This window comes from Collinsella aerofaciens, assembly GCF_040915545.1.
Lineage (GTDB): Bacteria > Actinomycetota > Coriobacteriia > Coriobacteriales > Coriobacteriaceae > Collinsella > Collinsella aerofaciens_BE.
Map to the genome: position 1 here is coordinate 116,502 of NZ_JBCPDH010000002.1, position 22,954 is coordinate 139,455.

Below are 22,954 nucleotides of genomic sequence, written 5' to 3' on the forward strand. Positions count from 1 at the left end.
ATACCTTTACGCGGGACCGTGGTCTAGCGTGCGATCTTGGCGATGGTGTAGACGCGAGTCTTGCCGGAAGGCGTAACGACCTCGACGGAGTCGCCCTCGCCGTGACCAATGATGGCGTGACCGACCGGAGACTCGTTGGAAATCTTGTGCTCGAGCGAGTTGGTCTCGGTGGTACCGACGAGCGTGACCTCCATGACCTCGCCGTTGGGATCAATCAGCGAAACGGTGGAACCGATGGAGACGGTCAGGTCGCCCGTGGTGGCAGCAACCTGAGCGTTGGCGAGGATGGCCTGGATCTCGGCGATACGAGCGGCGTTCTGGGCCTGCTTGTCCTTAGCGGCGTCGTACTCGGAGTTCTCCGAAAGGTCGCCGAACGCGCGGGCTTCCTTGATGTCCTCGACGATCTCCTTGGCGTAATCGCCCTCACGCCAAGCGAGCTCCTCGACGAGCTTCTGGCGGCCCTCAGCGGTCAGTACGATCTGGCTTGCGTCCATACGGATATCTCCCCAACTCTGATCAAACAATCAACTGTCAACAAAACGAAAAAGACCGGCTAGCCTGCGGGCAAGCCGGTCAGGTGCTCACCCCAAAGGGATGGGACTACTCTGCGTCCGCGTCGCTGTCCTCTGCCTGCTTCTTCTTGGCAGCAGCGAGCTTGGCCTCGAGCTCAGCGATCTCCTTGTCCTCCTCGGACTGCTCGACCACGACCTCCTCGGCCTGCTTGGTCTCGGCCTTATCGTCGCCCTCCATACCCTCGCGGATATTCTTGACGGTAGAGCCGAGGGACTTGCCGAGCTTCGGCAGGTTCTTGGGCCCGAAGATAATCAGGACAACGACGAGAATAATGATGAGCTCAGGAGCCCTCAGTCCAAACATGTAGACCTCCACAATACAGCGAGACAAGCTCGAATGAGTATACCGCGGGTATCGCGGTATCACAACACTAGCTAAAAAAAGGGACCGCAAGAAGCGGTCCCTCCTCATGCTCTGGTCGGGTTGACTGGATTTGAACCAGCGACCCCTGCGTCCCGAACGCAGTGCTCTACCAAACTGAGCCACAACCCGTTATCTCGACTATAGTAACAAAGATTTTCGCCGCGTGCTAGAGAAATTTTTATTTCTTTGGCGCGTCGATTTGAACCGTGTTGGGAATAAGCTCAGTCGCGCAGACCCACCAGCCATTTTGCTGGGCAGCATCGGCAAGCCTTTCGGCCGTGGCAGCGGTGTCGCAAATGGCAAACGAGCAGGCACCCGATCCGCACACATCTACAGCAACGGTTCCGTCCTGTTTACGCAGCCAGTCGAGGACCGTTTGAATCTGCGACTCCATCTGTGCGGAAATGACACCAAGGTTGTTATGGATGAGTGCATATGCCGTCTCGGCATCACCAGCACGCAAGGCAGAAGCTATCGCGCCGGGCTTGTCCGCAGGCACCGAGGCCTCGTCAAAACGTCGATAGGCTTCAATTGTCGAAACACTTGCCTCGCGCGGCTTGACCAGCACGACGGGCGTCGCGGGCAGCGCGGGGTACTCAGTTGCCAGCACGTCTCCCCCACCTACGTAGAACGCAGGACTCGCGTGCAAAAAGAACGGGACGTCGGCACCGATGCCTCGCGCAATGTCGTCGAGCGCTGGGTCGGTGCGATCAATGCCCCAGAGCTCCGCCAAGGCGACAATGACCGCGGCCGCATCCGTCGAGGGGCCGCCCAAGCCGGCGCACAATGGAATGCGCTTCTCAATCGTCACGCAGATGTTTGCCTCGCGACCATAATGCTCGGCCATAGCAACCGCAGCCCGATACGCCGTATTCTTTTGCATGGGAAAATCTGATGCTGGAACCGTCTGGACGGTCAGCGCCTGCGCCGGCGTGACCGTCACGGTATCGGAAAGACCGACGGCCGCCATCAGGGAATCGACCCTGTGGTAGCCGCGGTCATCGCGCTCGGTATGAACCCCCAGGTAGAGGTTAATCTTTGCCGGCGCGGAAAGAGTCAGGGACCGATCGGTCACCGTTAATGCTCCTCGAGCTGATTGCCGAGCGGGGTAAAGATATGCTCGCCGCTCTCAGGGTCGAACAGCTCGACCTGACCGGTGAGGACATCGATATACTGGTAGGACTGACGCGACTTGCGGCCGCGGCGCTCGTCAACCTCGACGATAAAGACGGCGGGGTGGACGCTCTTGATGGTGCCCATGCGCTCGACGACGCGGGTGCGGCCCATGTTGGCCTTAACCTTGACGCGATCGCCCACCATATCGGTCAGCTTCTCGTGGATGTCGTCGACGTGATTGACTTCCATCTCTTCCATGAACAGGGCCTCCAGAAGGTGCAATTCAAAAAGGGGATAATACCCCTAAGATAGACAAAACTCTAATACTATAGCACCCTGCTGCCGCCATACGCAAGTAGCTAAATTAGCCCCGTCCCAAATACGTACCAGACGACAATCTCGCATGACCAGTTGTTACGCGGTTTGGTAAAACCGCGTAACCTAAAGGTTGTCGGTGTCCAGGACGATGGTGAATGGACCGTCGTTGACCAAGTCGACTTTCATATCGGCGCCGAAGATGCCATGTGCTACGTGTTCGACATCTTGACGAACAAGCGTCAGGAAGTACTCGTAGAGCTCGTTGGCGACATCGGGGGCGCCGGCATCCGTAAACGATGGGCGGCGACCGTGGCGGCAGTCGGCGAACAGCGTGAACTGCGACACCACGAGCACCTCGCCGTCGACATCGGCAAGCGCCAAGTTGGTCTTGCCGTTCTCGTCCTCGTTAATGCGCAAGCCCCGGAGCTTGCCCCACAGCTTGTCGGCCTCGGCACGCGTATCGTCATGGCCCACACCCAGCAGCACCAGGTAGCCGCGCCCAATTTTGCCCACGCACTCACCGTCGACCGTCACGCCGGCGTTGAGCACGCGCTGCACTACCGCACGCACGGCCTACTCCTCGCCCGTCAGTTTGGCGGATAGGTGCTCGAGCGCATGGAATCGATGGCTGATGGCGTTCTTCTCGTCCGCCGTCAGCTCGGCCATGGTCTTGCCCGGCGTGTCGACCGGCAGGAACAGCGGGTCATAGCCAAAACCATGGTCGCCGCGGCCCTCGTGCGCGATAACGCCCTCGCAGGCGCCCTCGCCATAGGTAACCAGACCGTCCGTGTCGATGAGCGCGACGACGCTCATAAAGCGCGCGGTGCGGTCCTCATCTGCCACGCCTTCCAGGTTAACGAGAAGCTTGGCGTTGTTGGCGGCATCGTCGCCGTGCACGCCCGCATAGCGCGCGCTATACACACCGGGCTCACCGTCCAGCGCGTCGACGACCAAGCCCGAATCGTCGGCAATGGCCATAAGGCCCGTCTCCTCAACCGCGGCTTGGGCCTTGATGATGGCGTTCTCCAAAAACGTCGTACCGTTTTCCTCGGGGTCCTCAAAATCGCCCAGCTGACCGAGCGCCACAAAGCGAACCTCGGGCATAACCTTGCCCAAAATGGCCTCGATCTCGGTGAGCTTATGGGCGTTGCCCGTTGCCACGACGATGGTCGCCGCCGGGTCGAGGGTGTCGATGTCGATCTTCTCAAGTGCCATGAGTGGTCTCCTTGTCTCTATAGCAATGCCGCGCCGAGGGCGACGAGGGCCTCTGCCTCTCCCCTCTCAATCAACGGCTGTCTTGTGCCTAGACGTCTCCGCAGATAAAACCTACCAAAATAAACCTGTCCCTTTTTGGCAGGTTAGGCGATGGCTTGGCGCTGAAGCTCGATGAGCTCGGCGATACCCTTGTCGCCCAGGTCGAGCAGGGCGTTGAGGCGTTTGCGGTCGAAGGGCGCCTGCTCGCCGGTGCCCTGGAGCTCGATCATCTCACCGGTGTCGGTGGCGACGAGGTTCATGTCGACCTCGGCATGGCTGTCCTCGGAATAATCGAGGTCAAGCAGCGTATTGCCGTCGACAACGCCCATGGAGATGGCAGCCACCTGGCCGATAAGCGGGATGCGCTCGATCTTGCCCGCCTCGACCCACATGGCGAGGGCGTCGTGCAGCGCCACCCAGGCGCCGGTGATGCTCGCTGTACGCGTGCCGCCATCGGCCTGAATCACATCGCAGTCAACGGTGACGGTGTACTCGCCGAGCGCCTTCATGTTGACGACGGTACGCAGGCTGCGGCCAATGAGGCGCTCGATCTCCATGGAGCGACCCTTGCGGTTGGCGTGCTCGCGCTTGCAGCGCTTGCCGGTCGACGCCGGCAGCATGGCGTATTCCGCGGTCACCCAGCCGGCCTTAGCTCCCTTTCGCCAGCCCGGCACGCCCTCCTCGATAGTGGCGGCGCACAGCACGCGCGTGTCACCGAACTCGGCCAAACACGAGCCGTGGGCGTGCTTCATGACGCCACGAGTGAGCTTAACGGGGCGCAACTCGTTGGCGGCGCGACCGTTGGCGCGGTTGACCTGCATGTACTCCATAGAAATATCCTTTCGGCAAAAGATGTGGCGAAAGCTTTGGCGGCTGCCTTACATCTATTGCAGCTCATCGATATCGATGTGTTCGATGCTCTTGAGCGGCTGACCAAAGATAAAGCTGCCCGCCACCGCAAACTCGGCAATGTTATCGGCCGTCGTGGCAAAACGATGCTGCGGCTCGGCGGCGTCGCCCGCCAGCTGCTCGCGGCGCGTGAGGATATCGGTCAGCTCGCGTGTGGTCTCCTCGGCGGAACTCACGACGCGCACCCCAGGCCCCAGCGCATGGCGGATAGGTCCCACCAACAGCGGAAAATGCGTACAGCCAAGCACCACGGTATCGATACCGTGGTCGCGCAGCGGCTCAACCGTGGCACCCACCAGCGCACGCACGGCAGGCGTATCGAAGATGTCCTCGTTCTCAAGCCACTGTTCCTGCAGATGTGCACCCGAGGCGAGCTCGTGTTCGACAACCTCGACAAAGCTCGAGGCAGGACAGCCGTATACATCGACGCCGGCATCCAGGTCCTGAATGGCGCGCGTGTAGGCGCCCGAGCGAATGGTGAGGTTGGTGGCGAGCACGCCCACGCGACGCGTACGCGTGCTGTTGATTGCCGCACGGGCACCCGGCGCGATCACGCCGATCACGGGAACGTCGAGCACCTGCTGGGCCAGACGCAAGGCCGCAGCGGTCGCCGTGTTGCAGGCGATGACCATAATCTTGACGTCGTGCTTCGAAAGCCAACGACCCGCCTGCAACGCAAACGAGCGCACCTCATCCTCGGTGCGGGTGCCGTAGGGACAGCGCTTGGTGTCGCCAAAGTAGTAGACGGACTCGTGCGGCAGCGCCGTCGCAATCGCGCGCGCAACCGTCAGACCGCCCAAACCAGAATCGAACACGCCAATCGGGCGCGTGTCGCCTGCCGGATTCTCGATATCGGACATTACCTCACCAGTCTCTCTCGAAAAGACATGTCCAAGTGCGGCGGCGGCGCGCTACGAACGCGCCGCGACCAGCAGCTCTGCCGTCGCCGCCCAACCGTCGACAATTTTGCCGCGCGTAACGAAAGCGTTCTCGTAAGCAGCCAGGAACTCGGGCGCGCCGGCGCTCGTCAGGCCATTCTCGACCAGACAGAACGTGCCCACGTGATCGGCCATGTAGAAGTCGGACTCGGAGTCGCCGAGCGCGAGCGTCTCCTCGCGCTCGATCCCCAGGTGCTCGCAGAAGCGCGCAATGGCGACGCCCTTGTTGAGGCCCGCGGGGTTGATGTTGAATGCGCGACCGTCCTCGACGCGATCGAGCTCGAGCGTCGTCGGCTTGGACAGGTGAGTCAGATGGCCGTTGCAAGCCCAGATCAGACCGCAGCCGGCCTCGTCCAGGATGGCCTGGACCTCATCGTCGGGCACATCGCCGCGCATGCCGACGGTGACCTCACGGTATTTGTAGCCGGTCGACATGTCGTTGTGATACTCGATCTTGTGCGGCCAGCGGGCAAGGATCTTCTCGCACACGCCGGTCTGCTCGATCACCTGGTGCGGAGTAAGGCCACAGGCGGGGTCGTAAGGCATGTCACCGGTCAGATACTCCCAATCGTTGGCTTTGAGGTCGTACATGACCAGGCCGCCCATCTCACCGATGTAGGAGTTGAGGCCGAGCACGCGCGCGTCCTCGTGGATCATGGTACGGTTGCGGCCCGAGGTGGGAACCACCTGAATACCAGCGCGAGCGAGCGCCACGACGGCCTCGACGAGTTTGGTCGAGGGGTTGCCGTCGTTGTCGCGCAGCACGCACGAGCCGGGTGCGAGCATCGTGGCATCCAGGTCGGTAAAGACGTACTTGACCTTGGCCAAGCGCTCGCGCATCTCGCCCGAAAGCTCGGCAACGGTCGGCAGGGTGTTGTGGGACATGGTTACTCCGTTTACGTAGAAGGGTTTGGACTTGGACTGCATGTTTTGATTGAGGGAACACGCTTATGGCGACAGCGCACTCAGGGCGCCGCCGCCATCATGGTTCATTAGTCAAACTGGGTAACATCGATCAGGCGATTGGCCAGCGAAAGGTCGCTCTCGATGGGCACGAACTCGTCGCCCACGTGCATGAGCTCCTCGTCACCCTTTGCCAGCAGCAAGACAATGGTGGGAGCATCGGGGTTGACGTACTCCTCGCGCGCCGCCTTGAACGCCGCATGCACGGCGGCTTCGCGGTCGAGGATGATCTTGTTCGGCGTATCGTCGGGAACATGCTCGGCAAGCTCGCGACAGACCTTCATCGGGTCCTCGTGAGCTGGATCCTCGTTCGTAAAGATCATCAGGTCGGAATATGGTGCGGCCTCGCGTGGCAATTGCTCGCGGCGCTCCTGAGCCTTGCCGCCGGCGGCGCCAAACAGCGCAATGACGGGGCTGGCGGGAAACGCGCGCTTGACCGACGAGAAAAGCGAACGGAACGAAAGCTGGTTGTGCGCATAGTCAACGACGCAGATCACGCGGCCGTCCTTCGACTCCACGACCTCCATACGGCCCGGCACACGCAGTTTGGAGAGGCCCTTCTTGATAGCCTCGATACCGATGCCGATCTCGCGCGCGGCGGCGATAGCGACCAGCGCGTTCTCCACGTTAAAGTCGCCCGCGATGCCCAGCAGGACCTTCTCCCCCGCCTCGGACTCGTCGGCACACAGGCCATGCAAGTTGAACTCGATGCTAAAGCCGGCCATGCGTACGTCGCTCGCCCACAGGCTTGCCTCGGGATGCTCGACGCCAACGGTCACCAAGCGCTCGGCCGTCGACGCTGCCTCCAGCACACGGTCGACCTCTTCGGTGCCCAAATTCACCACGGCGGTCTTTGCCTGGTCAAAGATCCTGAGTTTGCTCTCAAAATAATCCTCAAACGTGGGGTGTTCGATCGGCGAGATGTGGTCGCGGCCGATGTTGAGGAAGCACGCCACGTCAAACGGCAGATTCTCGACGCGTTGGTACTTGAGCGCCTGGCTCGAAACCTCCATGACCATGGACTGGCGACCGGACGTGCGGCAGTTGGCGATATGGCGCCAGACCTCGGGGGCCTCAGGCGTAGTATTGGTGCTCTCGTAGCACTCGATGCCATCGTCGGTACTCACCGAGCCGATCATGCCGCAGGACTCGCCCGCCGCTTTGATAATCGACTGGAGCATAAAAGCGGCCGTGGTCTTTCCCTTGGTGCCGGTGATGCCCACGATCTTGACGTCGTGGTCGGGACGGTCGTAGACCTCCGGCGGCAACAGGGCCATGGCCGTGCGAACGCTATCAACAACCAGCATCGCAGCACCGCTCTCCTTCGCCAGCGGCTCCAGAGACTCGACCAGCGACTCCTCACACACAAATGCGACGGCGCCCGCATCGAGCGCCATGCTCAAAAACGCGGGCTTAAAGGCAGCACCTTTGCAGAAGAATACGTCACCTGCCGAGACCGCGCGCGAATCAAACGAGCAGCCGGTCACGGCACGCTCGTCAACCTGCTCTGATGCGCGCAGCACGCCGCACACATCGAGCAGTTTGGCAAGCGTATCGACCGTGGTCACGGTCGCGGAATCCGAATGGTGCATCTTTCACCTTTCTCAGCCATTTGGCAGGGACGGTTTTTATAGTAACTGAAACGCACCCACGCAAAAACGGCTCCCGGAGGAGCCGTTACGCGCAGGCGTTCGTAAGCCGAGGCTAGGCAGCCTGAACAGCGGGCTGGTCCTCGTCGATAAAGAAGCGCTTGTACCACACCAAGAACACGAGCGGCGTATAGATCTTGCGCTGGAAATCGCCCTTGCCTGCAAAGTGCAGATCGAGCAGGTGCATGAGCTCGTCGGTATCGAAGAACTCGCTTGCCCACGGCGCGGTGAAGTACTCCTTGACATAGTCGTACCACTTTTGCTCGCGCAGCCAGTAGACAATCGGCACCGGGAAGCCCACCTTGGGACGGGTGGCCCACTCATCGGGCAGCGACTTGTTGGCAGCGTGGCGGAGTACCTGTTTGTTGCCGTTCTCGTTGATGCGGTAGCGGTCGGGAATGTGCTCGGCGAACTCCATGACTTTGCGGTCCAGGAAGGGCACGCGCAGCTCCAGCGAGTGCGCCATGCACATCTTGTCGGCCTTGAGCAGAATGTCGCCCGGGAGCCACATGTTCATGTCCAGGTACTGCTTCTTGACCAGCTCGGGCTGACCCTTCACGCGCGCGTAGATGGGTGCAGCGAGCTCAAAGGCGCCGTCGCCGGTGTTGTACTCGGGCTTGAGCACGCCGTCGACCTCGCGCTCCGGCCATACCAGAGCCTGTCCCAGGAACGACTTCTCGGGGATCTCGGCACCCTTGACTAGGAAGTTATGTCCCTTGAAGTACGGCATATGCAGCGCCAGGTTACCGAGCGCGCGACGGATGGGCAGCGGCACCATCTTTTTGTACTTGCGCACCGGGACCGTGTCCTCGTAGTAGGCGTAGCCGCCAAAAAGCTCGTCGGCGCCTTCGCCCGAAAGCACGACGGTGACGTCCTTGCGGGCCATCTCGGCCAAGAACCACAGCGGCACGGAAGACAGGTTGGACTGTGGCTCGTCCATGTGATACTGGATGTCCTCGAGCGCACCGAAGAACTCGTCGGCGGTAATCATCTTGCGAACGTTTTCGACGCCGAGCTTATCGGAAAGCTCCTTGGCGTAGTTGGTCTCGTTGAAGTTCTTGTAGTCAAAGCCCACCGAGAAGGTCTTGTCGGGCATGAGGCAAGCGGCGATGTAGCTGGAGTCGACGCCACCGGAGAGGAACGACGCGACCTTGACGTCGGCGATGCGATGGGCCTCGACGCTCTCGTGCACGACTTCGTCCAGCTCATCGACATACTCTTCGAACGGCTTCTCGACGGCAGAGTAATCGCAATCCCAGTAGCGCTCGATGTTCATCTTGCCGGTCGGGATATCGACGGTAAAGTAGTGCGCCGGCGGCAGCTTGTAGACACCCTCGAAGAAGGTCTCCTCGGTTGCCGAATACTGCAGCGTCATGTACGGACGCAGAGCCTTTTTGTTGACCGCCTTGTGGAAGTGCGGGTAGTCCAGGAAGCTCTTGATCTCGGAACCAAAGAGCACGCCCGGAGCGCCGTCGCCCGCATCGGCCATGGGATAGTAGTAGAGCGGCTTGATGCCAAAGATGTCGCGGGCGCCAAAAAGCTTGTTCTTCTTTTTGTCCCAGATGACGAAGGCGTACATACCGCGCAGGCGATCGAGAACGGCCTCGCCCCACTCCTCGTAGCCGTGCAGGAGGCTCTCGGTGTCGGCGCCGCAGTGGAACTTGTAGCCCTTGGCCTCGAGCTCGGAACGGAGTTCTTGGAAGTTGTAGATCTCGCCGTTGAAGACAATGACGACGCTACCGTCCTCGTTGGCCATGGGTTGGGCGCCAGCCTCGGTCAGGTCGAGGATCGACAGGCGGCGGAAGCCGAGGGCAACGCGGCCGTCGATAAACTGACCGCCCATGTCGGGACCGCGATGGACGATGCGGTCCATCATCTTGGTGAGCACCTCGGATTGGTTATCCGTCCCACCGACAAAACCGACAAAACCGCACATATGCTATCCCCTCTGCTGTTGCTGGGCATCAAATCGAATCAGTAGCTTTTGAGTATACCCGAGGGCGTAAAGAGGGGCGGAATGTTCAGGCAATCTCAACTGAATCAGCTCCGCTGCGACACGTGCCAGTTACCTTTAATGGATATGAGGTGAATGAGGCGATTGTTTTGCTATACTCTCTCCGCACGGGCGATTGGCGCAACGGTTAGCGCAGGTGCTTTACACGCACAAGGCTGGGGGTTCGAATCCCTCATCGCCCACCATTGAATTGGAAACGGTCCTCGAAAGGGGACCGTTTTTGTTTGGGCCCGGCGCATGGGATTCGAACCCGCCAGGGTGCGGAGCTGAGGAAACGCGAAGCGTTTTCCAGCGCAGCACGCGAGGAGCGGAGCGACGAAGCGGGGCGCGGGCGGCGCCAGCCGCACGCGGACATCCCTCATCGCCCACCACTGAATTGGAAACGGTCCTCGAAGGGGGACCGTTTTTGTTTGGGCCCAGTGCATGGGATTCGAGCTCTAAGGACCCCTTATTTCAAGGTCCGTGGTCAAAAAATGGCAAAAATGAGTACTGTTACTTTGCTTGCAACATATAAAAAGATAGCTTTTGCTTAAGTTACGCAACATGTGTCCATTATAAGGACTAACAGTTGGATTAAAATCGTGTATTCATCGCCATTTCGTCTTGCTATCTAGCCTTATTAGTCCAAAATTGCTGCTACCAAATCGGTAACAGTACTCATATTTGATGTTTTTTGACCAGCAGGTCTCCCCCGCCTTAGCAAATCTAAGGCAAAACGGGCTCCAGACCGCTGAATCATGCCACATAGGGCACGCCCGCAGTCCAGAACCCGGTCCAAATTGAGTTATTGCACCGCGTTAGCCCAAGACACCCGACAGGATCTCGATCAGACTGTCCACGTCGGCTTCCTCGCAGACGAGCGGCGGCAAGAAACGCAGCGTATGCGCACCTGTAGCGTTGATCACGGCACCGGCGGTCAGCGCGCGAGCAACAACATCATGCGCGTCGCCCGCGGCATCATCCAAATCACAGCCGAGCATCAGGCCACGGCCACGCACCTCTACCACATGCGGAAGCTTAGCCAGCGCCTGCTCCATATAGGCGCCCACCTTGGCAGCATGCTCGGCATAATCGCCGCGCACAAGCGCGGAGAGCGTCGCGGCACACGCCGCGATGGCCAAGCAGCTACCGCCAAAGGTCGAGCCGTGGTCGCCCGGCTTAAACACGTCGGCAATCTCCTTCTTTGCCACGACGGCACCCATGGGCACGCCATCAGCAATGCCCTTGGCAAGGCTCATGATGTCGGGCTCCACGCCATAGGTCTGGAACGCAAACGGCTTACCCGTGCGGAAGATACCGCACTGGACCTCGTCGGCGATAAGCACGGCGCCCACTTCGTGTGCCAGGTCGCGCGCTGCCGCCATAAACTCCTCGGTCATGGGGTGCACGCCACTCTCACCCTGGATCGGCTCGAGCATCACGGCACAAATTTCGCTCCCCAGCTGCTTAAAGATCGCACGCAGCTCGTCAACATCGTTGGGCGTGCAGGCCACAAAGCCACCCGGCAGCGGGCGGAAACTGTCCTGCAGCCAATCCTGCATGGTAGCGGCAATGGTCTCGAGCGTACGGCCGTGGAAGCCGCCGCGCATGCACACGATGGTGTTGCCGCCATTACCGGCACGCTTGGCATACAGGCGCGCGAGCTTCATCGAGCCCTCGTTGGCCTCGGCGCCAGAGTTGGCAAAGAAGGTCTCCCAAACCTGCTCATCCGCAGCCGGGGCACCAAGCGCAGCTGCCGTGGTCTCATCGCCGGCGGCAATGGCATCGGCAAGCACGCGCGCACCATCTACGTCGTCGTTAGCAAGCTTGGACAGCAGCGCCGCGACCTGTCCGCGCTGCTCGATGTAGAAATAGTTGGAGACATGCATGAGCTTTTTGGTCTGTGCTTCGAGCGCCGAGAGCACAGCCGGGTCGCCATGACCTAGGCTGCACACGCCGATGCCGGCAAGAAAGTCGAGGTACTCACGGCCATCGTCGCCGGTGAGCTTCATGCCGTGACCCTCGACAAACTCGACCGGAGAGCGGCCAAAGGTATGCATAACGTAATGGGATTCAAGCGATTGCTGAGCTGCAAGTGACATGAGATGCCTTTCGTTGGGCGCCAGACGGCGCGGGGCTATGGGTGCAGGAATGGGGCGGCTGAGGGTCAGCTAGACCGTCTGAAGCTTCTCGACCTCGTCAAGGTTCTCGGTCAGACGCGCAGCAAACGTCGAAAGCGGATGCGGATGCGTATCGAACTCGTAAGCCGTCTCGGTGGAATGGATCACGGTGCCGACGCCGGCATCGGTCAGCAGCTCCAGGAGCAGCGAATGCGGCGTAGTACCGTTAATGATGTGGGCACGAAATACGCCGCCGGTAAGCGCATCGACGGCCGCACGCAGCTTAGGAATCATGCCCTTATCGACCTCGCCGCCGTAGAGCATTTCGTTGACCTCGTCGAGCGTTAGGTTGGAGATAAGCGAGTCCTTGTCGCTAAAGTCCTTGTACAGGCCATCGACGTCGGTCAAAAAGATTGCCTTATGCGCGTGGAGCGCCGCGGCAACGGCACCGGCGGCGGTATCGGCGTTGATGTTGAAGAAACCGCCGTCCTCCCCCGCCGCGACGGTAGCGATGACGGGGATATACTCGCTATCGAGTAAGCGCTCGATATAGTCGGTGTTGACGTGCGTCACTTTGCCCACGCGGCCGAGCTCTGGGTCGAGTGGCTCGGCGATAAGCGTGCCGGCATCGCTGCCCGACACGCCCACGGCCAGGTTGCCGTGGTGGTTGATGGCAGCAACCAGCTCCTGGTTAACCTTGCCGCCCAGCACCTCGCGCACGATATCCATAGTCGCCGGCGTGGTCACGCGCTGGCCGTTCTTAAACTCGACGGGAATATCGTAATGGCTCAGCGCCTCGTTGATAGCCTTGCCGCCGCCGTGCACGATGACGGGGCGCATACCGATGATCTTGAGCAAAACGATGTCGCTCATCACGTCGCGGCGCAGCTGCTCATCAACCATGGCGGCACCGCCGTACTTGATAACGACCGTCTTGCCGGTCAGGTTCTTAATCCACGGCAGCGCTTCGAACAGCAGCTGCGCGGTTGCTTCGTTGGATTCGCTCGAACGACAATCGCGTGCGAATTTCATAATCTGCCTCGTCTTTCGTATCGTTATCGCGCCGTGCTCCGCTGTCCGCAATCGCGGCAAGATGCGCAGCGTGCCTGGAATCTAGGAACGGTAGTCGCCGTTGATGGAGATGTACTCATGCGTGAGGTCGCAGGTCCACACGGTCGTTGCCGCGTCGCCTGCGCCCAGGTCGGCCGAGACCACGATCTCGGGCGCCTCGAAACGTCGTAGAGCCTCGTCCTCGTCAAAGGGAACAGTCAGACCGTCGCGACAGACAGGCATGCCCATCATGTCGATGGAAACGTCTTCCTGATTAAACTTCACGCCGCACTTGCCAAGCGCCATGGCAACGCGACCCCAGTTGCAGTCGTGGCCGGCGATGCAGGTCTTAACGAGCGGCGAGTTGGCAACGGCACGGGCGGCGATATCGGCTTCCTCGTCGTTCACGGCGCCGGTAACGTTGACCGTAACAAGCTTGGATGCGCCCTCACCATCGGCGGCGATATTGCGCGCCAGGCTCTCGCACACCTCGTGCACGGCAAATGCCAACTCGCCAAAGGCATCGGAGCCCTCGACGATAGGCTCGGCATCTGCGGCAGCGGCGCCGGAGGCAAGCATGATGCAGGTGTCGTTGGTCGAGGTGTCGGAATCGACCGTTACCTTGTTAAAGGTCTGCTTGACGGTCGAGAGCAGCAGGGCATGAAGTGCCGCAGGCTCGACGGGGGCATCGGTGGTGATAACTGCAATCATGGTGGCCATGTTGGGCATGATCATGCCCGAGCCCTTGCACATTCCACCTACCGTATAGACATTGCCCGCATGACCCGCAGCCTCGCTGACGTAGGCCACGGCGTACTCCTTGGAGTGCGTGTCGGTCGTCATGATGGCGCGAGCGGCATCGGCGCCACCGTGGGCGGAGAGCGCCTCGTAGGCAGCAGGAATGGCGGTCTCAAACGTGTCGATCAGCAGAATCTGGCCAATCACACCCGTGGAGGCAACCAGAATCTGCTGGGGCTCGCAGCCGATGACCTGCGATGCGATGCTGCACGTCTCGCGCGCGCATGCAAGGCCGGTCTCACCCGTGGCAGCGTTGGCATTGCCAGAGTTGACCGAAACGCCGGCGATGATACCGTAGCCCTTGTCGGCACCGCCCAGGTTGGCACGGCTCACCTGCACGGGCGCCGCACAAAAGCGATTGGTGGTAAACACGCCGGCACCGGGGCAGGGTTTATCGGGCACGACAAGCGCGTAATCCAGACGCTCTGGGTTCTTGCGGAACCCAGCGTGGATGCCTGCAGCCTTAAAACCAGCCGCAGCCGTAACGCCGCCCTCGACGGCGCGAATCTTGATATCAAACAGCTCAGTATTCATCGTCTTTATGGCTCCTTATGTCAAACAAAAAACGGACATCGGTTGGTGCGCCATGCCAGTCGTGATCATGAGACCAGCTTAAGAGTGGCGCCCCACTCGATGCCCGACTACCAAATCGTTAACAATCGAATGTGCTACACCGGGCACGCCACTGTGGGCAAGCCTCGTCGCTCGTCAAAGCCAAAGACGATATTGGCACACTGGACCGCTTGGCCCGCAGCGCCCTTGCACAGATTGTCGATGGCGCCCGTCGCCACCAGCACGCCCGCGCGCTTGTTGAGCGCGAGGCCAATCTGGGCGGCGTTGGTTCCGACGACCGAAGCCGTCTTGGGCTGCTGGCCGGCGTCGAGCACACGCACAAAGGTGCGTCCAGCGTAGAACTGCTTGTAATAGTCGACAACGTCCTCAAGGGTCAAGGTATCGATAGCCTGCGGCGTAAGCGGCATCGTCACCGTGGAGAGCAGGCCGCGCTTGAGCGGTGCCAGATGCGGGGTAAAGACGACGCGATCGGTTAAGCCAAGGATTTGCTCAATCTCGGGCGTATGACGATGTTTACCCACGCCATAGGCTTCCAGGTTCTCGTCCGCGCTGCAAAAGTGGGTGCGGGCGTTGCAGGACTTACCGGCACCCGTCACGCCGCTAATGGCATCGACGATTACGGGGCCGCTCTGGGCAACCCAGCCGGCGCGCACGGCGGGAGCGGCAGCAAGGCTCGTTGCGGTGGGATAGCAACCGGCGCAGGCGACCAACACGGGCCTGCCAGCGGCATGGCTGGAAGCAGCGGTCTCCAAGTCCCGGCAGAATAGCTCGGGCAGGCCAAAGGCACGGGTCTTGAGCAGCTCGGGGCTCGTATGCTCGGCGGCATACCACGTCTCAAAGACGGACGCGTCGTTCAGGCGGTAGTCGGCCGAAAGATCAAAGCAGGAGACGCCCGATGCAAGCAGCGCGGGCACCTGTGCCATGGCAGCCGTGTGCGGCACGGCAAGAAAAACCGCATCGCAGCTCTTAAGCTCGGGGGCGTCATGCGTGGTAAAAACCAGATCGCTCACGCCAGCAAAGCTCGGATACACCGCGGACAGCGGCTGGCCGGCATCGGCGTTGGACGTAATGGCAACAAGTTCAAACTCGGGATGGCCGAGCACGAGGCGAATGAGCTCGGCTCCGGCATATCCAGCCGCGCCGACGATTCCAACCTTCAATGACATATCAGACTCCTTGTCTGCGATTTATGCACCGATGCGCATTTCGCAGTGGTCGTTATGAGGTGAGTTGAAACTTTAGCACCAAAAGATGCATGAACACGTAAATGGCTTGCATATTCATGCATTGAAACAATCCCGACACATTCGCTTGAAGGAATTGACAAATGGAGCGGGCCCCGTATTGACCGGCGCTCCTAACGGCACCGGGCAATACGGGGCCCGCCCATGCGAAAACCAAGTTGTTAGGATGAGCCAGCCGGCTAGAGCTCGACCGGCACCCATTCGTCGTGATTGCAGATAAAAGCCTCGGGATCCTCGACGCTAAAGAAGACGAGCATGGGGTCGTTAGGCCCCTCATAGTGCTCGCCCAGGTGCTCTAGATGCTTCCACCCGGCTTCGCGCATTTCGTCTAAAGCCCGGTCATCCAAGCCGGCACGCCCGCGCAAGATGAGCCAGCCATGGCCCGGCCACCAACTCGTGGCCTCAAAGCGCTGGTTTTGCAGCAGCTCTTGCCACACATCTTTGGTGCGCGCTGTTACAAACCACAGCTTGCCATCCTGGATCTGCGCAAACGAAAACGGACGCACATGAGGCTGTCCGTCAACGCTCGTCGCCAAATACCATGCCGGCACCGACGTCAGATACTCCAACACCGTATTCAATCCGTCCACGTTTCCTCCTGTACTAGTTAGTTTGGGAACCTGGTTTGTGCGAGCTAGAGCTCCAGGCGCTCCTCGCTGCCGTCGATATCACAGAAGCGCGCGGCAATATTGCGGACCGAAAAGAAAGCAAGGCGGCCGTCGTTGGCACTCTCGTGTTCCTCGCCAATGCCCACCATGTGCTTAAAACCCGCTTGACGCACCTTGTCGCTCGCAACTGCGTCGTCCTCAAGTGCGGCTTCGCCGGTCAATACGATCCAACATTCCCCCGGCTTCCAGCTCGATACCTCAAACTTGGGATTCGCACTCAGCTCCGCCCACACGTCCTTGTCGCGCGACGTGCAAAACCACAACTTACCGTCATCGACCATGGCAAACGAAAACGGCCTCACGCGAGGCTGATGCCCGTCACTTGCATCGGTCGTGGCCAGATACCACGCCGGAATGCGCCTGAGATACGAACAGGCGCGCTCAAGCTGAGCCGTGCGGTCGTTGTCGGTCATAGGGACCCCTTTCTTGCGCCCGAATCGCGCCTAAACAAGTTGAAGATTGATGACGATGACGCAGATGAGCAGCAACGCCGTCACCACCGCCGCCAACGCATCGCCGCGGCCAAATGCAAGCGCATGCAGGCGCGTGCGGCCCTGCTCGCCGTGATAGCAGCGTGCATCCATGGCGGCAGACAGCGTCTCGGCACGGCGGAACACGCCCGTGAACAGCGGAATCGCCACACTGCCGAGCATACGCACGCCGCCGAGCGGACCGCCCGTCACGCGCGCGCCGCGGCTTGCCTGTGCATCGGCCGTCTGCTTCATCTCAGTGGCAAACTGCGGCATAAAGCGTAGCGCGATACCCATGATCATGCCGAGCTCGTGCGCAGGAAGTCCCACACGCGCAAACGGCGCGAGCAGGCGCTCAAAGCCCGCGGTGAGGTCGAGCGTCGGCGTGGTGAGTGTAATGGCGCTCATGCCGGCCATCATCAACGTCAGGCGGCACGCCATAAAGGCGGCAGAACGCAGTGAGCCCTCGCTTATCTGCAGAAAGCCGAGCTGCCACAGGATGCGCCCACTCTGATCGGTAAACAAGTTGAGCACCGCGACCACGACGACGATTGCCAGCAGCGGCGCCATCGACGACAGAACGCGACGAACCGGCACCCGAGACACGGCATAGATCAGCACGACGAAAATTGCGACAGGGGCCAGTCCGCGGAAGCTGCTGACTGTGAGCGTCGTGATCAGAAACACAAAGCCCAAGAGCAACTTAGTTCGCGGGTCCAGGCGGTGGATCGCACTATCGCCGGGATAGTAGCTGCCAAACGAAAACGCCTCCATCAGCAGCCCTCCTCTCGCGAGACCGTCTTGGATTTAGCAATGTCCGCGACGTTAGAAGGACCGTCCGAGCGACCGATCAGCAAATCTGCCAACTCGTCGGCCAACGACTCAACCGTATAGAGCCCGCCGCGACGCAGCGGCACGCCCGCCTCCGTAAGCGCCAGCGCCATACGCTGGGCGGCGGGAACGCCCAAGCCGATCGACTTGAGCTCATCGGCATGCGCAAACACCTGAGCGGGCGTGCCCTCGGCAAACACCGCGCCCTCGTTCATCACGACAATACGGTCGCAGCAATTGGCCAGGTCATCCATGCTGTGCGAAACCATGACAACGGTCAGGCCATCGCGGTGAAGTCGGTCGATGAGCCCTAGGAAATCCCTGCGCGCAGCCGGATCGAGCCCCGCCATGGGTTCATCGAGCACCAGGACTTCGGGCTCCATGGCGAGTACGCCGGCGAATGCCACACGCCGTTGCTGACCGCCCGAAAGCTCAAAGGGACTCTTGTCGCCGACCGTGGAAAGGTCGAGGCCCACGCGCGAGAGCGATGTCTCAACGCGGCGGGCAACCTCGGCCTGCGACAAGCCAAGGTTGTGCGGACCAAACGCCACGTCCTGCGCCACGGTTTCGGCAAACAGCTGACGCTCGGGATATTGAAACACCACGCCGACCTTGGCCTTAACCGCGGCGGCGTCTTTCTTGTTTGACAGATCGAGCCCCAGCGCGCGAACGGATCCCTCCTGAGGGCGAATCAAACCGTTGAGATGCTGGACCAGCGTCGACTTACCCGAACCGGTATGACCTGCCAAGCCCAGGAACTCGCCGCGACGCACCGTCAGCGATACATCGCGCAGCGCCCACGGGCTGCTGGGGTCGTTTCCCCAGAGAGCCTGTTTGCTCGATTTGCCCGCAGTGGCCGAGCGCTTATGCCAGCGGCGGCGCTCGCGCGGACTGAGCGAATAACTGTACGAAACATGGGATAGCTCGATGACGGGCTCCGACGCGTTCCCCTCGTTGCCAACCGGAACAGTGCCGTCAGCGATTTCCCACTGGGATACGGAAGACTGCCCCGCGATGTCTGCTCCACTTCGCTCGGTATAGACCTGCGCAACCTCGGTAACCATATCCGCCTCGCGCACCTGCGCGTGAACGGGCACACCCTTCGCACGAAGTGCCCTACCTAGACAGCACGACGCCGGCATATCCAAATTGAGCTGCGCAAGTTCGTCCGCCCGCGTCAAGATTTCCTCGGGCTTACCGAGCATGGCAACTCGTCCCGCCCGAAACACCGCGACACGATCGGCCTCGGCAGCCTCTTCCATAAAGTGCGTAATCATCACGATGGTCATGCCGCGATCGTGGAGTGCGCGGCACGCTTTCATAAGGCCCTTGCGTCCGCGCGGATCGAGCATCGAGGAAGCCTCGTCCAATATGAGCACGCGCGGTTCCATGGCGAGCACGCCGGCAAGCGCCACGCGCTGCTTTTGACCGCCCGAAAGCGCGTGGGTCTCATGGCGCTCAAAGCCCACCAGGCCCACACCCTTCAGCGCCTCGCGCACGCGCTGCGCAATTTGCGCCGATGGCACGCCTAGGTTTTCGGGACCAAACGCAACATCATCTTCGACAAGCGTTGCCACCAGCTGATCATCGGGATTCTGGAATACCATGCCCGCGGTCGAACGAATGTCGTAGACCAGCTCGGGGTCGGACGCATCCATGCCGTTGATGCGTACCGTGCCCGCATCGGGTTGCAACAGCGCATTCAGATGCTTGGCAAACGTCGACTTGCCCGACCCATTGCCACCGAGAATGCAGAAAAACTCCCCGTCCTCGATGTTCAGATCGATACCGTCGAGTGCCGACACGGCACCGTCATAGCTAAAGGAAACACCCCGACACTCAATCATGCGCGGCCTTTGACCTGGTCCTTTTTAGGCGTGATGAGGTTGGAGACCGCTTTATACACCGCCAGTGTCAACACCGAGTTAAGCACGGTCTTGATAAGGTTGAACGGCAGCACGGCAGGAATCATGAGCGGGGCGATCACATCAACCGAGCCATACCAGAACCAAACGCCAATGGTCAGATTCGCAACCATAGAAAGCACCGTAGCGGCAATAACGCCCAGCGCCAGGCCAATCACGGCACCCTTGTAGGTGTGCATCTTCTGGTAGACGATAGCCGCAGGCAGAATATAGCCCAGCGTGGCAACCAAGTTCATAAGCGCACCGACCCAGTCACCCGTGGTAAGCGCGTGGATAACGATCGCCATGGCGGCAACAGCGGTGCCGGCACCGGGGCCATATGCAAACCCGCACACCATTGCCGGCACCAGCGACGGGTCATACGTCAAAAACGGCGCCGAAGGAAGGATGGGCAGCTGCACGTACATAAACAGGGCGCCCAAGGCGCACATCAACGCCATGGTAACGAGCTGTTTGGTGCTCCACCTATTCGTGTTCTCAAAATGGATATGCTGCGACTGTTCAGACATAAGATCACCTGCCTCTTTCATCCGGACTCTAACCGTTGGTACTGGGATCTCACCAGTTCAGCCGGCATGCGAACCAACGCACACACGGGTCGCGGACTCATCGGCTCGACGCAGGTCCTCGCCTGCGCCACGGCGTCCCTTTGACACCGCCCGATTTACCGCCAGTGGGGAATTCCACCCCGCCCTGAAACAGCAACTGCAAGTGTAGCACGAGAGGGTATTCGTGCAAGTATGCTGAGGCTAATTTATGGCGGGGGGAACGCTCCAGAAATGCGAGCGGGACAAGTTAACGCGATAACCACGTTCTCCGTCCACGCCAAAGTAACGCGCCTTTCGCGGCAAAGCCGCGAAACAGCGAAAGGAACACGTATCCCTATCAACCACGTCCTTCTCCGACCGCCGACCTCAAGGCCGTAAACGCAGGGAATCCGGGGGCGTTCTAGACCTTGTCGGCCTTAGTACATACCGCCGCCCTGCTGACCAGCGGTGGCAGCAGCGATAGCGTCCTCAAGCTGAGTGTTCTTGGGCACATCGGAGACGGTAGCCTCGGTGATGAGGATCAGGCTGGCGACAGAAGCAGCGTTCTGCAGGGTGACGCGGCTGACCTTGACGGGGTCGAGGACGCCCATCTCGATCATGTCGCCCCACTCGCCGTTGGCAGAGTTGAGACCCTGGCCGGCGGGCAGCTCGGCAACCTTGTCGACCACGACAGCGCCCTCAAAGCCAGCGTTCTTGGCGATGGTAGCGACCGGAGCGGTCAGAGCCTTCTTGACGATGTCGACGCCGATCTTCTCCTCGGGGTCGTCGATCTCGACAGCGTCGAGCGCAGGAGCAGCGTCCATGAAGGCGACGCCACCGCCGGCGACGATGCCCTCCTCGACAGCAGCGCGGGTAGCCTGCAGGGCATCCTCGACGCGGTGCTTGATCTCCTTGAGCTCGGACTCGGTAGCAGCGCCGACCTTGATGACGGCAACGCCACCGGAGAGCTTGGCCAGGCGCTCTTGGAGCTTCTCACGGTCGAAGTCAGAGGTGGTGTTCTCCATCTCGCCCTTAATCTGAGCGATACGGGCGTCGATGGCCTCCTTGGAGCCAGCGCCGCCGACGACGACGGTGTTGTCCTTAGAGATGGTGACGGACTTAGCGGTACCGAGCATATCGGCGGTGATGTCAGCGACCTTCACGCCCAACTCGTCCAGGGCAGCCTGGCCACCGGTGAGGACGGCGATGTCCTCGAGAATGCGCTTGCGGCGATCGCCGTAGCCCGGGGCCTTGACGGCGCAGACGTTGAGGGCGCCACGGATCTTGTTGAGGACCAGGGTAGGCAGAGCTTCGCCGTCGATGTCCTCAGCGATGATGAGCAGGCCACGGCCAGCGCGCTGGACAGCCTCGAGAACGGGCATGATGTCCTGAACGCTGGAGATCTTCTGGTCGGTGATGAGGATGTACGGATCCTTCATCACGGCCTCCATGCGGTCGTTGTCCGTGACGAAGTAAGCGGAGACATAGCCCTTGTCGAACTGCATGCCCTCGACGGTGTCGATGGTGATGTCGAACGTCTGGGAATCCTCGACGGTGATGACGCCGTCCTTGCCCACGACCTCCATGGCCTCGGCGATCTTCTCGCCGACCTCGGGGTCACCAGCGGAGATGGTACCGACGGAAGCGATCTGCTCCTTGGTCTCGACCGGCTTGGCCTGCTTCTTCATCTCGGCGACGGCGGCGTTAACGGCCTTGTCGATGCCGCGACGGATGGCCAGCGGGTTGGCGCCAGCGGCGACGTTGCGCAGACCGTCGTTGACGATGGCCTGGGCGAGCAGGGTTGCGGTGGTGGTGCCGTCACCCACGGTGTCGTTGGTCTTGGTGGCGACCTCCTTCACCAGCTGAGCGCCCATGTTCTCGATGTTGTCCTCGAGCTCGATCTCCTTGGCGACGGAAACGCCGTCGTTGGTGATGGTCGGGGCACCGAACGTGCGCTGCAGCGCAACGTAGCGACCCTTGGGGCCCATGGTGACGGTAACGGCGTCGGCCAGAGTGTTGACGCCCTTGGCAAGCTTAGCGCGGGCATCGGTGTTGAACGTAATGTTCTTTGCCATGGTAGGTAATCCTCCAAAAGAAATGTGACTCGCGTCGCCGCTTCCGAGTCCTGTGCGGCGGGCGCGTTCAAAGACGAATCAGAGATTCTGACGAGACTAGGCCTCGACGACGGCGTAGATGTCGTCGGCGCGCATCAGCAGATACTTCTCGCCGTCGACCTTGACCTCGTTGCCACCGAACTTACCGTAGATGACAACGTCACCGACCTTGACGTCCATGGGGATGCGCTCACCCTTGTCGTTGACCTTGCCGGCGCCAACGGCAACGATGGTGCCACGCTGCGGCTTCTCCTGAGCGTTGCTGGCGATATACAGACCAGAAGCGGTCTTCTGCTCGGCCTCGTCGGGCTTGACCAGAACACGATCTGCAAGCGGCTTCAAAGACGACATGCTTGTCTCCTCCTTTTTGGGCCGCGCGGTTATACCACGCGAATTAACCCTTTTTGTTTGCGTACGCGTTGAATGGTACCCACGAATGGCGGGTTATACAACACAGAGTCAAAAAATCTTATTTTTTGGCACTTAGATTTTCTGAATGCCGGGGGATAACTTAGCAGTGGCTCCCGTGTGGCTCCGGAGGGGCGGGGCATAAGGTTT

General features: G+C 60.6%; 22 protein-coding genes, 2 tRNA genes and 1 riboswitch. Of the genes, 1 reads left to right on the forward strand and 23 read right to left on the reverse strand.

Annotation, left to right across the window (positions count from 1 at the left end; genetic code table 11):
• Positions 1 to 23: 23 nt before the first annotated feature.
• From greA to asnB, 12 genes are all read right to left on the reverse strand, one after another.
• On the reverse strand, positions 24 to 494 hold the full coding sequence (gene greA, locus AB5202_RS01345; RefSeq protein WP_006234960.1) for a transcription elongation factor GreA: 471 nt from the start codon (positions 492 to 494) through the stop codon (positions 24 to 26).
• 106 nt (positions 495 to 600) lie between these two features.
• On the reverse strand, positions 601 to 876 hold the full coding sequence (gene tatA, locus AB5202_RS01350) for a twin-arginine translocase TatA/TatE family subunit (protein WP_022094895.1): 276 nt from the start codon (positions 874 to 876) through the stop codon (positions 601 to 603).
• A 112-nt stretch (positions 877 to 988) separates the two neighbouring features.
• A tRNA-Pro gene (locus tag AB5202_RS01355) sits at positions 989 to 1,065 on the reverse strand.
• Between the two features lie 49 nt (positions 1,066 to 1,114).
• The gene (gene ispE / locus AB5202_RS01360) at positions 1,115 to 2,011 is read right to left on the reverse strand and encodes a 4-(cytidine 5'-diphospho)-2-C-methyl-D-erythritol kinase (protein ID WP_368143989.1); all 897 of its coding nucleotides are present in this window, start codon (positions 2,009 to 2,011) and stop codon (positions 1,115 to 1,117) included.
• 2 nt (positions 2,012 to 2,013) lie between these two features.
• Positions 2,014 to 2,310, reverse strand: coding sequence for a Veg family protein (locus AB5202_RS01365; protein ID WP_006234957.1), 297 nt, complete (start codon positions 2,308 to 2,310; stop codon positions 2,014 to 2,016).
• Positions 2,311 to 2,493: 183 nt separating this feature from the next.
• Positions 2,494 to 2,940, reverse strand: coding sequence for a D-aminoacyl-tRNA deacylase (gene dtd, locus AB5202_RS01370; RefSeq protein WP_368143988.1), 447 nt, complete (start codon positions 2,938 to 2,940; stop codon positions 2,494 to 2,496).
• A gap of 3 nt (positions 2,941 to 2,943) precedes the next feature.
• Positions 2,944 to 3,585 carry an RdgB/HAM1 family non-canonical purine NTP pyrophosphatase gene (gene rdgB / locus AB5202_RS01375; protein ID WP_022094898.1) on the reverse strand — a complete coding sequence of 214 codons (642 nt, stop codon included), beginning with the start codon at positions 3,583 to 3,585 and terminating at the stop codon, positions 2,944 to 2,946.
• A 143-nt stretch (positions 3,586 to 3,728) separates the two neighbouring features.
• A complete protein-coding gene (rph, locus tag AB5202_RS01380; protein WP_195232425.1) occupies positions 3,729 to 4,454 on the reverse strand; it encodes a ribonuclease PH in 726 nt (241 codons plus the stop codon).
• 54 nt (positions 4,455 to 4,508) lie between these two features.
• Positions 4,509 to 5,393: a glutamate racemase gene (murI, locus tag AB5202_RS01385; RefSeq protein ID WP_368143987.1), complete on the reverse strand. Its 885-nt coding sequence runs from the start codon at positions 5,391 to 5,393 to the stop codon at positions 4,509 to 4,511.
• A 51-nt stretch (positions 5,394 to 5,444) separates the two neighbouring features.
• Positions 5,445 to 6,356: an HAD family hydrolase gene (locus tag AB5202_RS01390; RefSeq protein ID WP_195503953.1), complete on the reverse strand. Its 912-nt coding sequence runs from the start codon at positions 6,354 to 6,356 to the stop codon at positions 5,445 to 5,447.
• A gap of 107 nt (positions 6,357 to 6,463) precedes the next feature.
• On the reverse strand, positions 6,464 to 8,026 hold the full coding sequence (locus AB5202_RS01395) for a Mur ligase family protein (protein ID WP_368143986.1): 1,563 nt from the start codon (positions 8,024 to 8,026) through the stop codon (positions 6,464 to 6,466).
• Between the two features lie 112 nt (positions 8,027 to 8,138).
• Complete coding sequence (asnB, locus tag AB5202_RS01400; RefSeq protein ID WP_117563808.1) at positions 8,139 to 10,019, reverse strand: asparagine synthase (glutamine-hydrolyzing); 1,881 nt, start codon at positions 10,017 to 10,019, stop codon at positions 8,139 to 8,141.
• A gap of 187 nt (positions 10,020 to 10,206) precedes the next feature.
• On the opposite strand from asnB, the gene AB5202_RS01405 reads away from it, so the two are divergent.
• Positions 10,207 to 10,282, forward strand: a tRNA-Val gene (locus AB5202_RS01405).
• Positions 10,283 to 10,894: 612 nt separating this feature from the next.
• Here the strand turns inward: AB5202_RS01405 and AB5202_RS01410 are convergent.
• The 11 genes from AB5202_RS01410 to groES form a co-directional block, all read right to left on the reverse strand.
• A complete protein-coding gene (locus AB5202_RS01410; protein WP_368143985.1) occupies positions 10,895 to 12,178 on the reverse strand; it encodes an aminotransferase class III-fold pyridoxal phosphate-dependent enzyme in 1,284 nt (427 codons plus the stop codon).
• Between the two features lie 69 nt (positions 12,179 to 12,247).
• Positions 12,248 to 13,228 carry an acetylglutamate kinase gene (gene argB / locus AB5202_RS01415; protein ID WP_055252306.1) on the reverse strand — a complete coding sequence of 327 codons (981 nt, stop codon included), beginning with the start codon at positions 13,226 to 13,228 and terminating at the stop codon, positions 12,248 to 12,250.
• An 81-nt stretch (positions 13,229 to 13,309) separates the two neighbouring features.
• Positions 13,310 to 14,578 (reverse strand): bifunctional glutamate N-acetyltransferase/amino-acid acetyltransferase ArgJ, encoded by a 1,269-nt coding sequence (argJ, locus tag AB5202_RS01420; protein ID WP_368143984.1) that lies wholly within the window; start codon positions 14,576 to 14,578, stop codon positions 13,310 to 13,312.
• Positions 14,579 to 14,712: 134 nt separating this feature from the next.
• Positions 14,713 to 15,783 carry an N-acetyl-gamma-glutamyl-phosphate reductase gene (gene argC, locus AB5202_RS01425; protein WP_368143983.1) on the reverse strand — a complete coding sequence of 357 codons (1,071 nt, stop codon included), beginning with the start codon at positions 15,781 to 15,783 and terminating at the stop codon, positions 14,713 to 14,715.
• A 257-nt stretch (positions 15,784 to 16,040) separates the two neighbouring features.
• On the reverse strand, positions 16,041 to 16,451 hold the full coding sequence (locus AB5202_RS01430; RefSeq protein ID WP_368143981.1) for a pyridoxamine 5'-phosphate oxidase family protein: 411 nt from the start codon (positions 16,449 to 16,451) through the stop codon (positions 16,041 to 16,043).
• 44 nt (positions 16,452 to 16,495) lie between these two features.
• Positions 16,496 to 16,942, reverse strand: coding sequence for a pyridoxamine 5'-phosphate oxidase family protein (locus AB5202_RS01435; protein WP_368143980.1), 447 nt, complete (start codon positions 16,940 to 16,942; stop codon positions 16,496 to 16,498).
• A 30-nt stretch (positions 16,943 to 16,972) separates the two neighbouring features.
• Positions 16,973 to 17,773, reverse strand: coding sequence for an energy-coupling factor transporter transmembrane component T family protein (locus AB5202_RS01440; RefSeq protein WP_368143978.1), 801 nt, complete (start codon positions 17,771 to 17,773; stop codon positions 16,973 to 16,975).
• Positions 17,773 to 19,677 carry an energy-coupling factor transporter ATPase gene (locus AB5202_RS01445; protein WP_368143977.1) on the reverse strand — a complete coding sequence of 635 codons (1,905 nt, stop codon included), beginning with the start codon at positions 19,675 to 19,677 and terminating at the stop codon, positions 17,773 to 17,775. The genes AB5202_RS01440 and AB5202_RS01445 overlap by 1 nt, the downstream gene beginning before the upstream one ends.
• Complete coding sequence (locus AB5202_RS01450) at positions 19,674 to 20,264, reverse strand: ECF transporter S component (protein ID WP_368143976.1); 591 nt, start codon at positions 20,262 to 20,264, stop codon at positions 19,674 to 19,676. The genes AB5202_RS01445 and AB5202_RS01450 overlap by 4 nt, the downstream gene beginning before the upstream one ends.
• Before the next feature lie 5 nt (positions 20,265 to 20,269).
• A riboswitch (FMN riboswitch) is annotated at positions 20,270 to 20,460 on the reverse strand.
• A gap of 259 nt (positions 20,461 to 20,719) precedes the next feature.
• Positions 20,720 to 22,357 carry a chaperonin GroEL gene (gene groL, locus AB5202_RS01455; RefSeq protein ID WP_006234938.1) on the reverse strand — a complete coding sequence of 546 codons (1,638 nt, stop codon included), beginning with the start codon at positions 22,355 to 22,357 and terminating at the stop codon, positions 20,720 to 20,722.
• A 96-nt stretch (positions 22,358 to 22,453) separates the two neighbouring features.
• Positions 22,454 to 22,747, reverse strand: coding sequence for a co-chaperone GroES (gene groES / locus AB5202_RS01460; RefSeq protein ID WP_022094351.1), 294 nt, complete (start codon positions 22,745 to 22,747; stop codon positions 22,454 to 22,456).
• Between the last annotated feature and the right edge of the window lie 207 nt (positions 22,748 to 22,954).

What these genes read in the sequence shown, in the direction of transcription:
- greA (WP_006234960.1), bottom strand. Translation starts at nt 494, where the DNA reads ATGGACGCAAGCCAGATCGTACTGACCGCTGAGGGCCGCCAGAAGCTC.
- tatA (WP_022094895.1), bottom strand. Translation starts at nt 876, where the DNA reads ATGTTTGGACTGAGGGCTCCTGAGCTCATCATTATTCTCGTCGTTGTC.
- AB5202_RS01365 (WP_006234957.1), bottom strand. Translation starts at nt 2,310, where the DNA reads ATGGAAGAGATGGAAGTCAATCACGTCGACGACATCCACGAGAAGCTG.
- rdgB (WP_022094898.1), bottom strand. Translation starts at nt 3,585, where the DNA reads ATGGCACTTGAGAAGATCGACATCGACACCCTCGACCCGGCGGCGACC.
- rph (WP_195232425.1), bottom strand. Translation starts at nt 4,454, where the DNA reads ATGGAGTACATGCAGGTCAACCGCGCCAACGGTCGCGCCGCCAACGAG.
- murI (WP_368143987.1), bottom strand. Translation starts at nt 5,393, where the DNA reads ATGTCCGATATCGAGAATCCGGCAGGCGACACGCGCCCGATTGGCGTG.
- AB5202_RS01390 (WP_195503953.1), bottom strand. Translation starts at nt 6,356, where the DNA reads ATGTCCCACAACACCCTGCCGACCGTTGCCGAGCTTTCGGGCGAGATG.
- AB5202_RS01395 (WP_368143986.1), bottom strand. Translation starts at nt 8,026, where the DNA reads ATGCACCATTCGGATTCCGCGACCGTGACCACGGTCGATACGCTTGCC.
- asnB (WP_117563808.1), bottom strand. Translation starts at nt 10,019, where the DNA reads ATGTGCGGTTTTGTCGGTTTTGTCGGTGGGACGGATAACCAATCCGAG.
- AB5202_RS01410 (WP_368143985.1), bottom strand. Translation starts at nt 12,178, where the DNA reads ATGTCACTTGCAGCTCAGCAATCGCTTGAATCCCATTACGTTATGCAT.
- argB (WP_055252306.1), bottom strand. Translation starts at nt 13,228, where the DNA reads ATGAAATTCGCACGCGATTGTCGTTCGAGCGAATCCAACGAAGCAACC.
- argJ (WP_368143984.1), bottom strand. Translation starts at nt 14,578, where the DNA reads ATGAATACTGAGCTGTTTGATATCAAGATTCGCGCCGTCGAGGGCGGC.
- argC (WP_368143983.1), bottom strand. Translation starts at nt 15,783, where the DNA reads ATGTCATTGAAGGTTGGAATCGTCGGCGCGGCTGGATATGCCGGAGCC.
- AB5202_RS01435 (WP_368143980.1), bottom strand. Translation starts at nt 16,942, where the DNA reads ATGACCGACAACGACCGCACGGCTCAGCTTGAGCGCGCCTGTTCGTAT.
- AB5202_RS01440 (WP_368143978.1), bottom strand. Translation starts at nt 17,773, where the DNA reads ATGGAGGCGTTTTCGTTTGGCAGCTACTATCCCGGCGATAGTGCGATC.
- AB5202_RS01445 (WP_368143977.1), bottom strand. Translation starts at nt 19,677, where the DNA reads ATGATTGAGTGTCGGGGTGTTTCCTTTAGCTATGACGGTGCCGTGTCG.
- AB5202_RS01450 (WP_368143976.1), bottom strand. Translation starts at nt 20,264, where the DNA reads ATGTCTGAACAGTCGCAGCATATCCATTTTGAGAACACGAATAGGTGG.
- groL (WP_006234938.1), bottom strand. Translation starts at nt 22,357, where the DNA reads ATGGCAAAGAACATTACGTTCAACACCGATGCCCGCGCTAAGCTTGCC.
- groES (WP_022094351.1), bottom strand. Translation starts at nt 22,747, where the DNA reads ATGTCGTCTTTGAAGCCGCTTGCAGATCGTGTTCTGGTCAAGCCCGAC.